Source organism: Nitrosococcus watsonii C-113 (assembly GCF_000143085.1).
Taxonomy (GTDB): domain Bacteria; phylum Pseudomonadota; class Gammaproteobacteria; order Nitrosococcales; family Nitrosococcaceae; genus Nitrosococcus; species Nitrosococcus watsonii.
Genome location: NC_014315.1, coordinates 1,945,670 through 1,963,554 on the forward strand (window position 1 = coordinate 1,945,670; position 17,885 = coordinate 1,963,554).

Consider the following 17,885-nt stretch of genomic DNA (forward strand, 5'->3'; position numbering starts at 1 on the left):
AAAGAGACCTATAGGCGCTACTCCCTAGCTGCGGTCTATCATAGCTCATGAATGCGGGTCCACATGGCTTATCACATAACGAAATTTCCCTGATCGCTCGGGTAGTATCTCGGTAACTGGTTCAACGTTCACGCGGACTTCCTTCCCCAAGCGACCCTGAAAACCTCGTCGGATGCCATCTTCAATAGCTTGGTTATACTCACCAACAGGCACTAATAATACCCGTATTTCAACCTTACTTTCTTGAATGATCTTGAACGACTCAATCCCCGGCAGATCGCGCAAGACATAGATCAACGCGAGCCCATGCATGACCGTACCGTCCGCCGCCACAATAAAGTCTGTCGTTCGGCCCTGGATTTCTTTAAGCACTGGCAAGGAGCGCCCGCAACTGCATGGCTGGTCGTTAAAAACCGCTACATCACCAGTGCGATAGCGAATAAAGGGAAACTCTTTAGTGGCAAGATGCGTAATCACCACCTCACCAGGCTCCCCTGCCGCAACCCATCTCCCCGCTTGATCGACCAATTCCACCACAATATCTTCTGCCGTAATATGCAAGCTGCCCGCCGGACAATGGTGAGCAATAAAACCCGCATCGCGTCCGCCATAACCATTAGCAACCCGGCATTGAAACACGGTTTCAATATCCCTGCGCTGATCTTCATAGAGACGCTCTGCAGTCACAAAAGCCACCCGCACTCCAAGATCGTTCATGGATATATTCCGCTTCCACGCATGGCGAGCAATGTGCGCAAGGGCGCTTGGATAGCCAAACAGCATCCTCGGGCGCAGGCGCCGGATCTCGGCGACAAAATAATCGAGGTTGCGCTCGGACATTTCGAATGCTGATAGCAAATGCGTCCGCAGAAGACGATCTCGCCATGCTCGTAGACGGTTCTGAGCCCCAAGCTCTACCGGCGACCCCCAGACCACGACCTCAGGATCACCGATGTCAACTCCCCACCAGCGGGTTGCCCGCCATTTAGCGGCTACATCGTGACTTACCCGCTCTTTACCTAAATAGAAAATCAAAGGCTCGCCTGTAGAACCACCCGTATTAAAGCGCATAAGAGAGCTAGCATTGTCCGCTTTGAGGGTGTCCATATTTGCCCGTATTAGATCCTTAGTAAGAAATGGCAGCTTTGGCAAATCCTCGGGAGAACGAATATCGTTGGGATTGACCCCCGCTTCTGCAAATAGTTGTCGATAATAAGGCACCCGCTGGGCGGCAAGCTTAGTTAGCTTTTGCAGGCGTGCTGCCTGAAACTCCGCTAGACGATCCGCTGGCCACCACTGGGTGGTTTCAAGCTGACGCAGGATACGGACCGTCCCATGCCCCTTAAGGCGCTCATGGAACGGAAAAATAAATTTTGAAATAATATAGGTAGCGGAGGTTGCCACTAATAAGATTCCTTGGACGCCGGCTTTACCCTTGTTCCTATCTTGCTCCCATCAACAAGCGCCTCAAATTCCTGAACCAATACTTCAACTCGGTAATCCCAATGGTTCTCACAAGCATGCTTCCGTATTACCGCCCGATCCCAAGAACGAGAAAGCGCCTCGCGCAAAGCTGCTTCTAAGGCTTTTGGATCGCCAAAGGGGACAACCGAGCCCAAACGAGCGTCGGATACAACCTCGCGGTTTCCGCCTACATCAGTGGTAACCACCGGAAGGCCGCAAGCCATTGCCTCCAGAAATACATTGGCCCAGCCTTCGTTGCGCGTCGCTAGGACAAAAACATCCGCAGCGGACAGCGGCCACTTAAGATCCTCGGGAGACAGAGCCCCCAGAAAATGCACGGCTTCTTCCAGCCCAAGAGTCTGGACCTGATACCGCAACGACTCACTCATATCTCCTTCGGGCCCAGGCCCTCCCACAATAAGATAATACAGCCCCGGAAATTGCTCTCTAAGTGCTGGTAATACCTCGATAACTCGGTGGAAACCTTTGCGCTCAACAAGTCCACCCACAGAAATAAGAACCGGCCCCTCCGAAGATAATCCAAAACGGTGACGAGCTTCTACTCTGGGCACAGGGGTAAATTTCTCTGTATCTATCCCATTACCTACAATCCGTATTTTTTGAGAATCAACCCCTAAGCCGATCACATGACGCTTCAAAGAAGCAGCAACAGCAAATATGCGTGTCGCCCCCGCAAGTCCTTTGAGCATCAAACGACGACGAAAAGGAAATCGGGCAATGGGGACCTCGGTGCCGCGGAGAGTGATAGTCACTGGCACCCCAAACCAGCGTCCAAGGAGTGTCGCAGCGTATCCTTCAGGATAGGCAAAATGGGCATCAATGAGACTGAAACGATGACGCAATTGCCATAAAGTGGGGACGACAGCAAACGCCAGAAACCATCCGTCAAGCCATTTAAAAAAACCTGGAATCGAGAAAAATCGAGGTCGATAAATTTCTATTCCATCCTGAATTTCTTGCCGCGGTGCTGGCGGGCGGAAGTGGGGCCGCAAGCGGCGTAAAAAACTCTGGCCAGGAAACCACGGGGTGGGCGCAACTATGACCAGAGGTAAGTGCTTTCCTACCCGGAACATCCGCTCGCGGATAAAAAGCCCAGCACCTGGCTGTTCCTTATGAGGAAAGAGAGTGCTAATAACGAGCAATTGGGGCTGGTTTTTTTTCACTATCTCCATACCCACCGATGACGGTATCATAGACTTGCTGGTAACCACTAACGCTCCGTTCCCAGGTACGTTCCTGCTCGACAAACCGGCGGGCTGCCTTACGTATCTCCGGCCAATCATTGCGGCGCTCAATAATGCTGAGAAGAGATCCCGCTAAAGCTTCTGGATTCCCCGATAAAAATAGAAAGCCTGTTTCGCCTTCCCGAATAAGCTCACGATGGCCACCTACATTGGACGCTGCCACCATCCGACCTCGGGCCATAGCTTCCAAAGGCTTGAGGGGAGTTACCAGTTCTGTGAGTCGCATCGGTAATCGGGGATAGACGAATATATCTACCAAATCATAATAACGTGCCACTTCTTCATGGGAAACCCGGCCTGTAAATACTACCTGGCGAGCTATCCCCAATTCTTGAGCCAGTGCTTGCAGCCTATCTGCTTCAGGGCCTCCCCCCACCAAGAGCAAACGCGCCTCAGGCGCTGCGTGCAGCAGGGTCGGCATCGCTTGAACTAAAAGGCTTAAGCCCTCGTAGGCATAGAAAGATCCTATGAAACCTAATACGGGCCCCTTCCCCAATCCCAAAGAATGGGCGAATACTGGATCGGGACGGCTTGCTCCTACTGAAAAGCGTTCAATATCAACGCCATTCGGGATAACCGTCACCTTACTCGCTGGAATGCTGCGAGCGAGAATGTCACGGCGCAGTCCTTCGCACAACACCGTGATGGCATCGACGCGCCGAAATACGTATGTCTCTAGCCCGCGACTCAAGCGGTAACGAACTCCTCCCTGGGTGCTTGTTCCATGATCCACCGCTGCGTCCTCCCAAAAGGCTCGGCACTCATAGACCACGGGTAAGTTAGCATGTCGCCCGGCGCGCAGCGCAGCCAGGCCATTTAGAGCGGGAGAGTGGGCATGCACGATATCGGGCCGCTCACGCTGAATTACTTCCATAAGCCGGCGTTCAAGACTGCGAACTACGGCTAATTGGCTGAATGCTGAGAGCTGTCCAGCAAGTTCCCCCCCAGGTAAGGTTCTATGAAAACAGAATTCTTCTAGGATCTCTTCCTTAGCAGGGGCTTTGCCATGCTTGGCGCCGGTCACTTGGGCAGTCTCCCAGCCGAAGGTCCGTTGCTGCTTGAGAATAGCCCAAGTGCGAAAAGTATAGCCGCTCTGGAGAGGCAATGAGTGATCAAGTACATGAAGAATTTTCACTCTGCGTACACTCCGCTTTCTATCCAATCAGCCAATATTTTTAGCTCTGCCTCATTCAAGGTCCAAGGATGATCAGGACCAAAATTGATATCATTGGGGCGATCTTCATCGGTGCGGCCATCTAGCCGTTGGCCGGCAGCTTTCCAATACAATAAGCTCTCCCGAGCAAAAAGCATATGGACGTACTTGCTGAGCCAGGGGCGATCCATCCGGCCTGGCGGCGAGGCGCCCCTGATATCTACCGGCGGGGGTTCAGGCAAATGCTGGGTGTTAATGTTGTTGGCGAGCTGCCAATAGGTACTCCCTTTACCCGTACCTGGCCGATCCAGGGTCAACCCGTCAGGGGCCTCATCTCCACTATGACAGGAAGCGCAGTTTTTCTGGAGCAAGGGGAAGACATCCTGCGCCCACTTCCATTCAGGCACAGAAGACTGTTCTAAAATTACCGGTGAGTTTTGGGCCGCGAGGCTTTCTTCGAACTTCGGAGTCTGATTGGTGCTATGAAGGTGGCAGCCACCACAGGTATGGAGTTCTCCTGGCCGTAGGGATTGCACCACCTGATCCCGGGCAATGGCGCGGCCCTCGCTATCCACGCCCGCCATTAAATAGGGCATATCACAGGGGAGCGAAGCAAGGAAAGAACCGTCTTCTTGCAGTGGCACATCCCCTAAAACCCGGGTCCGGATGCCCTGGGAACCGTTGAAATCCGACTCATGTCTCCTACGCTTGAAAGGAATTACCTCCCAAAAACGTATTTTTACCATTTCCGACAAATCTATCCCATGGGTAGAACAACCCTGAAGGGCGCAGGGGGTCCGATCTGGAAACTCCCCTTCACCACCATAGTTTCTTACCTCCGCTTCCATAGACGCTCCCCCTAGCAGGCATTGTCCAGAATCTGTTGTTTTAAGGGGAGGGGTTGCCACCTGGCGCGAGCGCACTAGCCGCGGCATGAATTCATGCCAATCGGGACTATCCACCACCACTAATGTATCCGTTTCAGTGGCGGGATTTGCCGGAATTCGTGTAGTGCGGTAAATACCCGTATTGCAGCCTAGCTCTGGCTTTTGGGTTTCGTCCTTCTTAAAGTAAAGATAACCGCTCCGATGACAGCGCCCCTCCATCCAAGTAAACAGCAAATTACCATCTGGCAATCCTTCTGGATCTCGAGCCCTGCCCTTTTTATCCGCTGGCATGTCGGTGCTCCCGCCAGCAATTGCTAAATATAAACCCCGAGGTTCAAAGGTTGCCTTTTGGGAGGGCGCATACGCTGGAGATTCTCCCTCCACATTTCCCGGCTCCACGGGCCAACACAGAATAGTGCCCCCGCCCAGATTATTGCCCCGATAATAGTTAGCGGTACACATATCACCGTTTGCCCGTTCGCCAAGAAAGTGAAGCGCCTTAAGCGTATGAAGACCATGCTCGATAGACGCTTGCCTGGTATGGGCACCCAATTCCGCTTCTAAATTACCGCCTCGCTGATCAACCGACATTACCCACCAGAAATTGTCCTTGGTGCCAAATAAAACCTGCAATCCGCCCCGGCTACGATAAGGCAGCATATCCACTATCTGCCAGGAACTATACATAACTCGACCCGTCTTACTATGGAGCCAAGGATGCATGGCGTTATCCCGCTCATGGGGCCCCACCCGAACCGCCTCGCTCCCATCCGCCTTCGCAATCCAAAGCTGAAGCGCAGGATGAAACCCAGCCGAACCAAGTACACTTGGCCAGTCTCCAGCTCGAGTTGAGGCAAACATAATACGGCCATCCGGAAGCCATATAGGTGCCGTGTCCCAGGTTCCAGACGTATGGGGCCAAGCAGTTAGCTTGCCAGTTATGAGATCAAGCGTGACGATCTGCGCTTCGGCCCCTTCCATAGCCAGGGACTTGTTTGGCAGCTTCATGGGAAATGTGTTGGGCTGCTGATTATATAATCGGGCAGCACGATAAATGGTAAAGGCTATTCGAGTGCCATCCAGGCTAACGGAAACATCCATGGGAACACATGGACGGGGCTCAGGAGAAACACAATCATAGAGTATCTCCTCATTTCCATCGGCTTTCCGGTACACCAGTTGACCGGGAGCTGAAAACCCCCAAAATCTGGCAGTCACATCAGATAATCTATCATAATTATCAAGATTCCTAAGAATTTTCCCATTGGCTTCAATAGTGGATGTGGTGCGCGGGATGCGCGTATAGACAATCCCTTCATCCATGTTCCACACATCCTCGGGCTTAGGCTGAGGAATTCCATCCTTGGGGGAATCACCGGCTACGCCCTCCCACTTTTGATATCGCTCTCCGCTATCGCTGGCGTTTCCAGTTTCTGGTAGCCTGCGGACAGTTCTACTCCCTTGATCTTCTAGTTCAGGCCGTAGCTGCTCATCCCTGACTAGCTCACCACCATCACTAGCGTTTCCAGTTCCCGGCAATCTTCGCAAAGTTCCGCTCCCTTGGGCGCCGAAAAGCCGCTGGCGGGCCTCTGGAAGCCATTCGCCACTGCCTTCAAGAGAAATACTGCTGCTTGCAGCAACCCTGAGAGGAGAAATTTCCTGGCTATCCATATCCCCACTGGCAGCAATGGGGTCAGCTCCTTGCAACATCCCAAGCAAAACACAAACCATAATCCGATAATTAAATATCAACATAACCAAAACTCTCAAAGAACTTGGGTTAAGCAATTTCTGTGAAAATTTCGCTGCAATCGCTGATTTCCAAGCCGAGACGCTGCTAACTGACAAAGGCTTCCGATAATAGAATTATCCCTCACTAGACTGACGCAAAAATGCCTCAAACATTAGAAGAGACCAAATAGGCGCGCTGTAATCACGTAATCCTGCCAAGTGCTGATCGACGAGACGCCGCAAGGTCTGCATTTCGAAAAGCCCGGTTTCCGCCAGTATTTGTCCGGTCACCGCAGTGCGTACTCGTTCCCGAAGCGGGCCTCGAAACCAGGTGGCCAGCGGTACCGCAAAACCCATTTTCCGCCGATATAAAATTTCCTCGGAGAGATAGGGGCGCAAGGCCCGCTTAAAGATGTACTTTCCCTCACCATCTCGGTACTTGAAGTGGGGAGGTAAACCGCTAGCCCACTCGACAAACGGATGATCCAGCAACGGTACCCGTACTTCAAGACTATGGGCCATACTAGCACGATCCACTTTAGTAAGAATATCGCCAGGCAAATAAGTTTTTAGATCTAAATATTGGACCTGAAGCAGCGGATGATCGGGTGCCTGCCGGGCATGGTTCCGCAATACCTGCGATGCCTCATAACCCTGCAGCTCTTGGTGCATTCCTTGGCTAAAAAGACGATAGCGTAATTCATTCGAAATCACTGTCACGCTGTGAAAGTAACCTTCAAGAGCATCACGGGCCAATGCCTGGAAGGTTGTCTTAGCACGAAAGATGCGTGGTGCCCAATCAAGCTTAGGATAGCAGCGTCCCAAGGTCCCAAAAAGAGGCTGCCGCAGGCTCAGCGGCAAGATTCCCCGTATTCGCTGCTCATGCAAGTGCCAGCGGTAACGGCGGTAACCCGCAAAGAGCTCATCGCCTCCATCCCCGGAGAGAGCCACCTTTACCCGTTGGCGTGCCAGTTCGCACACTCTATAGGTAGGCATGGCGGACGAGTCAGCGTAGGGCTCGTCATAAACCCCCGCCAGTCGGTCAATTAGCCCGAAATCATCCGAATCGACTTGAGCAGAATGATGATTAGTGCCATAACGATGAGCGACCTGCTCGGCGTAGCGGGCTTCATCAAATGCTGGATCAGAAAAACCAATCGAGCAGGTGCGTACTGGATCATTGGACAATTGGGCCATTGCCGCCACCACGGCGCTGGAGTCTACACCACCGGAAAGGAACGCCCCAAGGGGAACGTCCGCAACCAATCTAATATTGACCGCTTCTCGGAATTTTTCAATAAGGGTTTCTTCTATGGCTGGCTCAGAACCTAACGCTTGTGGCTCTAAGGTAGCATCCCAGTACTGCCGCGGTTCCAATTTTGTCACGCCACGGCGGAGCGTAAGTGTATAACCCGGTGCAAGCTTATTAGCATGGCGGAAAATAGTGCGGGGATCAGGAATATAGCCGAAAGCAAAATAATCTTCTACCGCCAGAGGATCGAGCTGGCGCGGCAAATGAGGATGGGCAATAAGCGCCTTGAGTTCAGAGCCAAAAATGAGCTGCCCCTTGGGCAGCAGTGCATAATACAGCGGTTTGATGCCTAATCTATCGCGGGCTAGGAAAAGCGTTGCCTGCTTACGATCCCAAATAGCAAAGGCAAACATACCCCGAAAATGATGCACGCACTTCTCGCCCCATTCCTCCCAGGCATGGACAATGACTTCCGTATCGCACCGGGTACGGAAAACATGACCACGGCGGCTAAGCTCAACCATAAGCTCCTTAAAATTATAAATCTCACCGTTATAGGTGACCCAAACCGTATCATTTTCGTTGCTAAGCGGTTGATATCCATTAGATAAATCAATGATAGAAAGACGACGATGAGCAAGCCCGATACCAGGCTCGAGATGAAGACCGCTGCCATCCGGCCCTCGATGATGTTGGCTATCATTCATGCGCGAGAGAATCTCCCGATCAACAGGGCGGCCTTCATAGAGGTCAAAAATACCTGCTATGCCGCACATGGAAAAATCCCATAAAAACTTCTCGGAAATACTCTCATTAAATTTGCGCCAAACACTACTTACTTTTCTCCCTACCTTGAAGCTTAGCGAATCCACTCCAATAAGGCTTCCTTGATCCTAAGAGCAGCCCTACCATCCCAAAGTTCAGGAATACGCCCAGCCTTGCCTCCGGTAGCCAGGATATCCTCTAAAACAGAAAGCACCCGCTCCGGCACAATCCCTGTTACCGTATTCGTTCCTTCCTCTACCGTAATAGGACGCTCCGTGTTATCCCGTAGAGTTATACAAGGAATCCCCAGCGCAGTAGTCTCTTCCTGCATACCCCCGGAATCGGTGAGTACCAGCCGAGCTTTATTCATTAATCCCAGCATCTCCAGGTAACCTACTGGTGGCATGCAAAGCACTCCCGACATTTGCTCTAATACTTGATGCAATCCGCTTCGTTCAAGGGCCGCAGCCGTACGTGGATGCACCGGAAAAATAACCGGAATGCGTTCGCTGACCTGCTGGAGCAACGAGAGAATGCTCCTCAGAGTTGGCGCATCATCTACATTAGCGGGCCGATGCAGCGTTAACACAGCATAGCCGCTCGTGCAAGCATCTACTCCTGCATCTCCTTTGCTCCGCAATAATATCTCCCGTGGGGCAACCGCTTTCGAGCGGTGCTTGAGTAAACTGTCGATCATCACATTACCCACAAAGTGGATACGGCGCTCTTCCACGCCCTCCCGTAACAAATTCTCCCTAGCTGTACGCTCGGTCGTGAATAGTAACTGGGCAAGTTGATCCGTCAGGATCCGGTTGATTTCTTCCGGCATACTGCGATCAAAGCTGCGCAGTCCTGCTTCCACATGAATCAACGGGATCTGTCTTTTGGCGGCTACTAGCGCGCAAGCAATAGTTGAGTTGACATCCCCAACAACCAGCACCGCAGCAGGAGTCGCAGCCTCCACTACTGGCTCGAAACGCTGCATGATCTCAGCCGTTTGCCAACTATGGCTGCCACTGCCCACTTCAAGATTAATATCAGGCTCAGGAATACCCAACTGCTGAAAGAATAATGTCTGCATGCGAGTATCGTAATGTTGCCCGGTATGCACTAGACTTAGAGGCACCGAGCCCTCGAGCGCCGCCATAATCGGCGCGATTTTCATAAAATTAGGCCGTGCACCGACAACACACATCACCGTATTTTTTGGTAAACTCATTGCCACCCTAACTGCCATTTCTGTTGTTGGTCTCTTTTAGACGCGTAAACATTACACCCGCCACTCTACATTTAAATACTTAATACTTTCTTTCCAAGTCGGGTGGCCAATAAAGTGTCGTATAGACCTGCATACTGCTCTACCATAGAACTAATTCCAAACTTTTCTTCAATATGTCGCCGAGCTTCACGCCCTTGTTCTACAACCAATTTTCTATCCTGAGCATAGCGCTCCAAGGCTGAAGCCATAGCTTCAGGATCAGCTGAAGGAACCAGGTATCCTGTTACAGCATCTATAACCAATTCTGGATTACCGCCTACCTGGGTAGCGACTACGGGCAGCCCTGTTGCCATGGCCTCTAATATGGTATTGGAAATCCCCTCTGCCAGGGATGGCAAGGCAAATACATCCAGGGCTTGCAGCAATGCGGGCACATCCGCTCGTTCGCCTGCAAACCAAATAAGGTGAGCCATACCCGCTTCTGCAACAAGAGTCTCCAACCGAGGCCGTAGGGAACCCCCTCCAACAATAACTAAGCGTAAATTATTTTCACCTTTAGGCAAGCGGCGCGCCAAATTTATAAAAGCCCGCACTAATGTAAGCTGATCTTTAATAGATTCTAGGCGCCCTACCGTGCCAATGACTAAACAATTCTCGCAAGCAAACCCCGCTGGCAATACTGAGCGATCCCGCTGGGGATGAAAATACCTGGTGTCGACTCCATTATAGATATGCTTGATGCGCGCAGGAGAAACCCCTACCTTCTCCCGAAGATAGCTCACGATAGGCTGTGATAAGGCAATATACTGGTGTATCAATGGCCGATGCAAACGGCGAAGCCAACGGTAACGCCAATTTTTTCCCTCTGGATCATAGATATCCCAACCATGCTCTCCATGGATACGTATCGGCACCCTTGCTAGGGCCGCAGGTCCCTGCATCTCCAAGGCCGCAAGATTGCGGGTATGCACAATGTGAGGTTTAAGACTACGCAGCAGGCGCCAAAGCCGGAAATAAAGAGCTACATCCTTGCCTTCTTGTTTATGTAAGGCATAAATAGCGAGCCCAGGCTGCCGAATGCGCTTTGCAAACTCGGTTGAATCCCGCAAGCAAATAATAACGTGTTGGTATCGATCAGCCGTATGGTTGATCAAGTTTACCAATCCATTTTCTAAACCGCCCGTCTGCAGCCGGAAAATTACATGAACAATGACTGGCCGGCCCGTATCATCACAAAAAACGTTAGAAGATATATCGCTCTCGCTTGGGAAAGGCATAAGCTATCCGCTTTATGTTCTCTCTGGTATTGATTGGCAAGCTAGCATTGCACCTGGTGTAGAGACTGTCGGCATCTCATCCAAAAATTTTAGCAGTAGCGCCCGGGCTTGTTCCAGCTTACCACTATCCGCAGCTACGGCGATGAGCGTGGAACCGCTTGACTGCTTGGTAAGTTGGGCCCAGGCTTCAAGGAATTTAGCTTTTATCGAATTGGCCGTCCGCCGGCCAGCAATATCATACCAGTGCCAAATGACCCGTAGCGTATCAGGGGAACGCATGATTGTTTCATGCACTTGAGGATAATCATCACCAAGGGGGAAACTTCGGCTATTCTCTTCCATCCGGCGCCAGTACCGATCATCGTAGAGGCGATTTTGGGAACTGATAAGTTCAGCTCCCTGGCGCTCTTGCTGATAATAGATAATCAGAAGCTGTACCGCGCTGTCATCTGGCAATGAATAGAGACGGCGCACGATTTTATCTGCTTGAGAATAATCAGGTTCCCAAATACTGGTCGGGACGAGAGGCCCACTCCAAGCTTGCTGCCCCTTAGGCACGGACACCAAACAATCGGCTGCCAATACTTGACCTTTAAACCAAATGCCACTGGCCGGACCCGCCCCGGCGACTAATACCAACACAATAGCCGTAACGCCTAGTTTTTTCGCACGAGGAGCCTGCTGGGCAACCATCAATTCAGATTGCCTAGGTAGTGAAGCCCTGCTGCCAGGGTGCTCATCTTCACGCCAGAAAGAACCCAGCCAAAAGAGCAATAACATCACTACACCAAAGAAAATCCACCCATAAATAATATGATCCACTCCAGTAGCCAACTTCATATTACTGAGGTAAGCCAGCATAATAATGGCGTAGGCCCGAATGCCATTAGCAATAATGGGTATGATAACCGAAGCCACAATAAATGCAGCACGGCGCCAATAGCTAGAATAAGTGAGATAAGCATAGAGAGTGCCAAGCGCAATCGAAGCGATAAGATAACGTAAGCCGCTACAAGCTTCCGCAACCAGGAAATCCCCCGAGGGAATACTGATGTAACGCCCTTCCCAGTAGACCGGCACCCCGCTAATTTGCAGGCTTTTAACAGCAAAAGCAGCCGTAAAATCTTGCAACGGCGGAATCAATGCTTCACCAAGGGGCACCGCAAAAAACAAATAAGCAAGCGGGAACGCCAATGCGCGAACGACTCTCTCACCTAATAACCCCCATACCACTACTGGAATCATGGCCACCAATAACAGTTGTTCGGCAAATAGCACGTCCGCAATCCTTGCCAATAACCATCCTCCGGATAATAGTAGAATAAAGAGTACGGCTAGTGGCTGGGGACTTGGCTGAAGTCGCTGAAGTTGCTGCCGCCGCGTCCAGATCATATAACCACTAATAGGAAGGATAAGCATGCCATGGGCAAAGGTTTCAGAACGCCACCAAATAGTCGTCATGGACACCGCGGTCTCCAGATAAAACAGTAATAAGACGAGCAGCACCACGGCTACTGCTGCCGTTGCCATAGGCCAGCTTAACGCCCAATTAATCTGCTTCTTATCTAAATACCACCGTTCAGCAGGGTTCATCTGCATTTTCCTTTCCACCGATAGCTTCTTTCTCCGCACCGATCAGGGGACGAGGAAAAGGGGTACGGAGTAACGCCGAAAAACGTTCCAAGTGATTATCCCAATGGTAGTTTTGTAAAACATGCTCCCGGCCTTTCCTGCCTGCCTCCTCTCCCTTCCCCTGCAGCAATACTGCAATGGTTTTTGCTGCAAATTGATCCGGTGTTGCGCTCACTAGATTCTCACATGCCGGAGGCAAGTCGATACCCTCGGCAGCCTCTGGAGTGGCTAGCACAGGCCGGGCCATGGCCATCGCCTCCAGCATCTTGTTTTGAATTCCACGGGCAATCCGCAGAGGCGCCACCGCAGCTCGGGCATGGGCTAAATAAGGACGCATATCCGCTACAGTACCTGTCACATATACTTGCCGCCCTGCCGAGAGACGTCGCACAGCTTCAGTCGGTTGCGTACCTACGATATAGAAACAGGCAGCAGGAATCACCGCTAAAATCTTCGGAAAAATAGCTTCAGCAAACCAAATTACCGCATCTACATTAGGACGGTAATTCATGGCACCAGTAAACACCAACACCTGCTGCTCCGGACGATAAGGAGAGGAATAATGCTGATCCGGAGAGAAAAAATCCGTATCGACCCCATTAGGCGCTGCAAGCACTTGTGTCGCCACTTCCGGAGCTAAACGGCAGAATAACTCAGCCTCTGCCGAGGAAACAAAGGTTGCAGCCTGTGCCTGTGCAGCTATTTTTCGCTCGAAGGTTAAAAGAGTACGGGCTTCACGCTGATAAACCCACGATAAAGGAGGACTTGATGTCTGACTATAGGCATGCCATTTTTCTGAATCCACATCCACAAAATCCACAATAGCCGACACTCGCCGGGGAAGCATAGTCAGATACTGGGCCATTACAGAGGAAAATATCACAACGCCTTCCAGGGAATGTCGAGCGGCGATATCTTGCACCCAGCGGCTCATACAGCGATCCTTATAATAAGCTAAACCAAGTGGCTTTCCGGCTACCAATGCTGTTAGGCATCGGGCCAATGCGAGAGCTCGCGGTAGCGGCCGCAGGCAAAGCTCATCTATTCCTAACCGATGAAGATCGGAAGCATATTTCCAGTCTACCGGATCATCCACGAAGGCGCCCACATGGACGCGATAACGGCTAGCAAGAAAACGCAATAAATGATAGGAACGTATTTTATCGCCTTTATTGGGGGGAAAAGGTATCCGATGCGCAAGAAACAGGAGATCACCCATTTCCGCCCTTACCCGAGATCCCGTGCAACCCATGGCCCCATTAACTGGGTGAGAGGCACCGGCAACCGTTTCCAACCTTCCACAAAGAGACGATAACGGGGATTGAGGGGATTCTTTTCAGGGACTTTATTTGCCTTGATCAATTTATATTCATAATATAAGGGCTGAGGTTCAAACCCCCAGTGGATCTTAAAACGATAGGAACCGACATTCAACTTGCTCCGCCCATAATCAAACACGCGCACACTCCGCTCCAAGGCCCGGCGCATTAATTCCCAGTACATGAAATCATTGGCTTTGAACTCCCGGGCCCCTGCAAGCCCCCCTCCATAATAGGGAAGCACTTCATCGCGAAAATAAAAGCTCATCACACTGCTTATCGCAGTTCCTTCATGAAAGATGGTCAACACTTCGCAGCGCTCCCCAAATACAGCCTTAAGGATTTCAAAATAGCGCTTTGGAAAAACTGGAGTCCCTAAATTACGGACACTCTCAGAATAGATCAAAAAGAAACGTTCTATATCCGAGTCTGTGCTGCTGGTTAATCCTGCTTTGATCCCTTTACGCACCATCGCCCGCTGTTTACGAGGAATAGCCGCAAGATTTTTTTCTGGATCAGAATCAATATGTTTACGAAAGGTTACGTAAAGCTCAGACCGGGGCCAGTTAGAATGGCGGAGTTGGAGATTACGCAGTTCAAGATAATCCACTCCTAAATCCCAGGCTAACCGATAGGCGGCGGCTTCCAGCGCTTCACAGGCTTCCCGTGATCCCACCGCACCACCATAAACGCAAAAAGGTGTTGAGATAAGAGCATCACCAAATAGCCGGCTGCGGATACGTGCCAAGGGGAGCAGACCCACCATTTGGCCGCCCTGCTCAGCATAGAAATAATGGGTTGTATGTCCATAAGCCCGTTCTAGCACCTCCCGCCAGCCCGCCAGGTGGAAAAAGGTTGCTTCAGGATGGGTTTCCACAAACTCATTCCAGCGCTTTTCTTCTTTTGTGGTTAAAGCGCAGATCGTCAAAGGGCGCTCATCAGTAGAATGCAATGCTTCATTTCCCATTATTTGTTAATCTTGCCGCAAAAAAACGCGATCCATGCGATCCCAGCGGAAATCGCCTATTAGCCGTAATAATCGTTGCTCCATACGTTGGAGATTAAGATAGTGGCGAACACGGGTTTTCATGCTGATCCCTCGTTGGCGCGGCTGTCCAGAATCTATCTCCCAAGGATGGAAATAAAAAATACAGGGCTGACCATCAAGCTGGTTAACCCGGCGTACTGCCCAGCGAAACAAACCATAGGGAAAAAGGCGAAAATACCCGCCGCCACCGCAGGGAAACTTGCGCCCTGATAACTCGACGGTGCTTACCGGAATCTCGAGAAGAGCAGGAACTTCTGGAGGATGAAAGGCAAAGCGGGGTGCTTCAGGCATGCCGTACAGATCGTGATGTATCGGATAAATGCTCGAACTATAAAGGTAGCCTGTTTCAGCAAGCACCTCATGTGCCCACAGGTTACTTCTGCCGATAGAATAGCTTGCTGCCCGATAACCCCTCACGGCTGTGCCTGAAAGATCTTCTAGTAATTTACGGGTATGAGATACATCCTCTCGAAAGCTATCCCTATTTTGTTGTGTCACCCGAATGTGAGAGAAACCATGGGAAGCTAGTTCGTGGCCCGCTTCCACGATACGCTGTACCAGCGCTGGGTAACGCTCTGCTACCCAACCTAGCATAAAAAAAGTAGCAACTATTCCCTGATCAGCAAAAAGTTGCAGTATCCGATCAGTATTTTGCTCAACCCGGCAAGGCAGTTTACCCCAACTGTCGCGTGGAATAATATTTTCAAAGGCCGATACCTGAAAATAATCTTCCACATCCACAGTCATGGCATTAGTGATTAGCTCTGGCTGTTTCAAACGAAAGTTCCTTCATTTAGACACGCTACCGCCCTCCTTCGCAAGAAGGCCAGGAACAAACAAGGTTTAACCACTCGTTTTTTAAAAGGGCTAGGGTAGAGCCGTAAAAGCCGCGAAACGGCTTCTTAAGATACTCTATCCCTAAGAAAAAAAGCACCAATACTCACCCGCTATACCAAAAACAGAGCAAGAATTGTGTTTTCTGTTCTTAAAAACTATATAACGGCTTGAATTAAATTAACTCAAGTTTTTAAAATATCTTTTAGCTATCAAAAACGCATGAATACTGTTGCGAAAACCATATTCATACCAAAATCAGACTCAGAATCCGTGGAATCCCGCTGACCATGGGTATAGCGCAAAGATAACCCCGATTTTGGACTAAACCTGTGTCTTATACCAAGCGAAGCATTCCAGAGGTTATCCGAGCGGGAAGGATCTGGGGGAGTGCTTGGAAAAGAACGTTGCATCCACATGCCGCCCGCCAGGATATTCGTCCGGGAGGAAAAATTCCAGATCCAAAATAGATTCCCCCCCTTCAGATCCTCTTCTTCGCCGCTCTCTTGAAACTCCCGATTTACCTGAAATCCACGTACTAACAGCCGGGTTTTCTCAGTCATTAGATAAGTCCAGGACAGCATAGTATTGGTGCTTAGGAAAGTTTCCGTCGTAACCGTCGGTAAAGTATTTATTGGACCCTCGGTAAAATCTGGTTGTTGAAATAATAACTGATCGTAAGTAAAAAATTGTTGACCATAAGAAGCACTAAAGATGTTGCGCTTAGTTCTGTAAATCGCCCTTACAAAAGCAGTCGTGCCAAAAAAGCGCTGGCCAACTCCCCCTACTATTCGTGTTCTACGAGAGGGATTATAAGAAAGACCCACACTCCATCGGGTTCCACTGGTGCTTCCATCGCCAGCACTCCGTCTAAATGCATTATCTTCATAACCCAATATCCCAAAAGCTGATACCCGGCGGAAAAGACGCATTTGAAGTCTAAAAAGATAGTTGGCAAGCTGAACTGTTGGGGAATCTTCACGATGGGTGTAACGCTGGTTCGTGAGAAATGCCCAGCGAAAACGGTCAAACCGGGAACCACTCCGTAGAATTCCGAATATTCTGTCCGCATTTGTCGTCGGCGTCCCTTCAGGAGCAACTAAAACCTCTTGGCGTTGATAGCGCACTTGGCCCGAAGCGGTGTTTCCCCATCGCCAGCAATAGAAAGGCGATGCCTGTAGGGTCACAACAGTACTAATATTACCGGTCGCAAAAAGATTCCCTGCTCCACCGCCGCCGAAGCCACCGCCGCCGAAGCCACCCCCCATACCACCACCGCCGAAGCCACCCCCCATACCACCACCGCCGAAGCCACCCCCCATACCACCACCGCCGAAGCCACCCCCCATACCACCACCGCCGAAGCCACCCCCCATACCACCGCCGCCGAAACCACCCCCCATACCACCGCCGCCGCTGCTGCAAACTCCGCTTCTACCACCGCCGAAACCACCCCCCATACCACCGCCGCCGAAACCACCCCCCATACCACCGCCGCCGAAACCACCCCCCATACCACCGCCGCCGAAACCACCCCCCATACCACCGCCGCCGAAACCACCCCCCATACCACCGCCACCGAAACCACCCCCCATACCACCGCCGCCGAAACCGCGAAATGGTGGTGTAGCACCTGTAGGAGAAACCAAAGCTTGGAAAACGCTAGCTCGCAAGTCGAAAAAGAGGTGATCTTCAGCTAATTCTGCCCTAGCTGATCCGAGAAAGCGGTGAAAGGTTGTATTTCTATCACTGTCCTTGGCAAACAAAAGATTCTGCATGAAATAGTTGGCTCCTAACCGAAGCCGGCTACCTGTACCTCGCAGAAAGAAACCAGGAGTAATCTGGGTAATAAAGTCACTTTCTTCCTCTCCCCGAGGTGCTAAAGTAACATTATCCGTATAAATTTCCCCCCCAGCTAGTAGAGGTGTAAACTTCCATTCTGACCCATTAGCACAGGCTCCAAAAAATAACAATACGCCTCCCCCAATAAGGCCAAAGCGCCTCCCTGCACACATCAAGGAAAATTCCTGACATATCCG

12 protein-coding genes are annotated in these 17,885 nt (G+C 50.9%); all 12 read right to left on the minus strand.

Going from position 1 to position 17,885, the window contains the following annotated elements; genetic code table 11:
• Positions 1 to 45 precede the first annotated feature (45 nt).
• The 12 genes from NWAT_RS08660 to NWAT_RS08715 all read right to left on the minus strand — a co-directional run bounded on the left by NWAT_RS08660 (position 46) and on the right by NWAT_RS08715 (position 17,861).
• Positions 46 to 1,404, minus strand: coding sequence for a phenylacetate--CoA ligase family protein (locus NWAT_RS08660; RefSeq protein ID WP_013220724.1), 1,359 nt, complete (start codon positions 1,402 to 1,404; stop codon positions 46 to 48).
• Positions 1,404 to 2,657 carry a glycosyltransferase gene (locus NWAT_RS08665; RefSeq protein ID WP_013220725.1) on the minus strand — a complete coding sequence of 418 codons (1,254 nt, stop codon included), beginning with the start codon at positions 2,655 to 2,657 and terminating at the stop codon, positions 1,404 to 1,406. Before NWAT_RS08665 ends, NWAT_RS08660 begins: the two co-directional genes overlap by 1 nt.
• Complete coding sequence (locus NWAT_RS08670) at positions 2,614 to 3,864, minus strand: TIGR04063 family PEP-CTERM/XrtA system glycosyltransferase (RefSeq protein ID WP_013220726.1); 1,251 nt, start codon at positions 3,862 to 3,864, stop codon at positions 2,614 to 2,616. Before NWAT_RS08670 ends, NWAT_RS08665 begins: the two co-directional genes overlap by 44 nt.
• Positions 3,861 to 6,524, minus strand: a complete 2,664-nt coding sequence (locus NWAT_RS08675) for an HzsA-related protein (protein ID WP_013220727.1) — start codon at positions 6,522 to 6,524, stop codon at positions 3,861 to 3,863. The genes NWAT_RS08670 and NWAT_RS08675 overlap by 4 nt, the downstream gene beginning before the upstream one ends.
• 111 nt (positions 6,525 to 6,635) lie before the next feature.
• Complete coding sequence (locus tag NWAT_RS08680; RefSeq protein WP_013220728.1) at positions 6,636 to 8,528, minus strand: XrtA/PEP-CTERM system amidotransferase; 1,893 nt, start codon at positions 8,526 to 8,528, stop codon at positions 6,636 to 6,638.
• Positions 8,529 to 8,611: 83 nt separating this feature from the next.
• On the minus strand, positions 8,612 to 9,736 hold the full coding sequence (gene wecB, locus NWAT_RS08685; RefSeq protein WP_013220729.1) for a non-hydrolyzing UDP-N-acetylglucosamine 2-epimerase: 1,125 nt from the start codon (positions 9,734 to 9,736) through the stop codon (positions 8,612 to 8,614).
• Between the two features lie 71 nt (positions 9,737 to 9,807).
• Positions 9,808 to 11,013 (minus strand): TIGR03088 family PEP-CTERM/XrtA system glycosyltransferase, encoded by a 1,206-nt coding sequence (locus NWAT_RS08690; RefSeq protein ID WP_013220730.1) that lies wholly within the window; start codon positions 11,011 to 11,013, stop codon positions 9,808 to 9,810.
• Positions 11,014 to 11,025: 12 nt separating this feature from the next.
• On the minus strand, positions 11,026 to 12,606 hold the full coding sequence (xrtA, locus tag NWAT_RS08695) for an exosortase A (RefSeq protein ID WP_013220731.1): 1,581 nt from the start codon (positions 12,604 to 12,606) through the stop codon (positions 11,026 to 11,028).
• The gene (locus tag NWAT_RS08700) at positions 12,593 to 13,939 is read right to left on the minus strand and encodes a TIGR03087 family PEP-CTERM/XrtA system glycosyltransferase (protein WP_232420080.1); all 1,347 of its coding nucleotides are present in this window, start codon (positions 13,937 to 13,939) and stop codon (positions 12,593 to 12,595) included. The genes xrtA and NWAT_RS08700 overlap by 14 nt, the downstream gene beginning before the upstream one ends.
• Complete coding sequence (locus tag NWAT_RS08705; RefSeq protein WP_013220733.1) at positions 13,873 to 14,931, minus strand: FemAB family XrtA/PEP-CTERM system-associated protein; 1,059 nt, start codon at positions 14,929 to 14,931, stop codon at positions 13,873 to 13,875. Before NWAT_RS08705 ends, NWAT_RS08700 begins: the two co-directional genes overlap by 67 nt.
• A 6-nt stretch (positions 14,932 to 14,937) precedes the next feature.
• The gene (locus NWAT_RS08710) at positions 14,938 to 15,759 is read right to left on the minus strand and encodes an XrtA system polysaccharide deacetylase (protein ID WP_013220734.1); all 822 of its coding nucleotides are present in this window, start codon (positions 15,757 to 15,759) and stop codon (positions 14,938 to 14,940) included.
• A 299-nt stretch (positions 15,760 to 16,058) separates the two neighbouring features.
• Positions 16,059 to 17,861, minus strand: coding sequence for a porin family protein (locus NWAT_RS08715; protein WP_013220735.1), 1,803 nt, complete (start codon positions 17,859 to 17,861; stop codon positions 16,059 to 16,061).
• Positions 17,862 to 17,885: the final 24 nt, after the last annotated feature.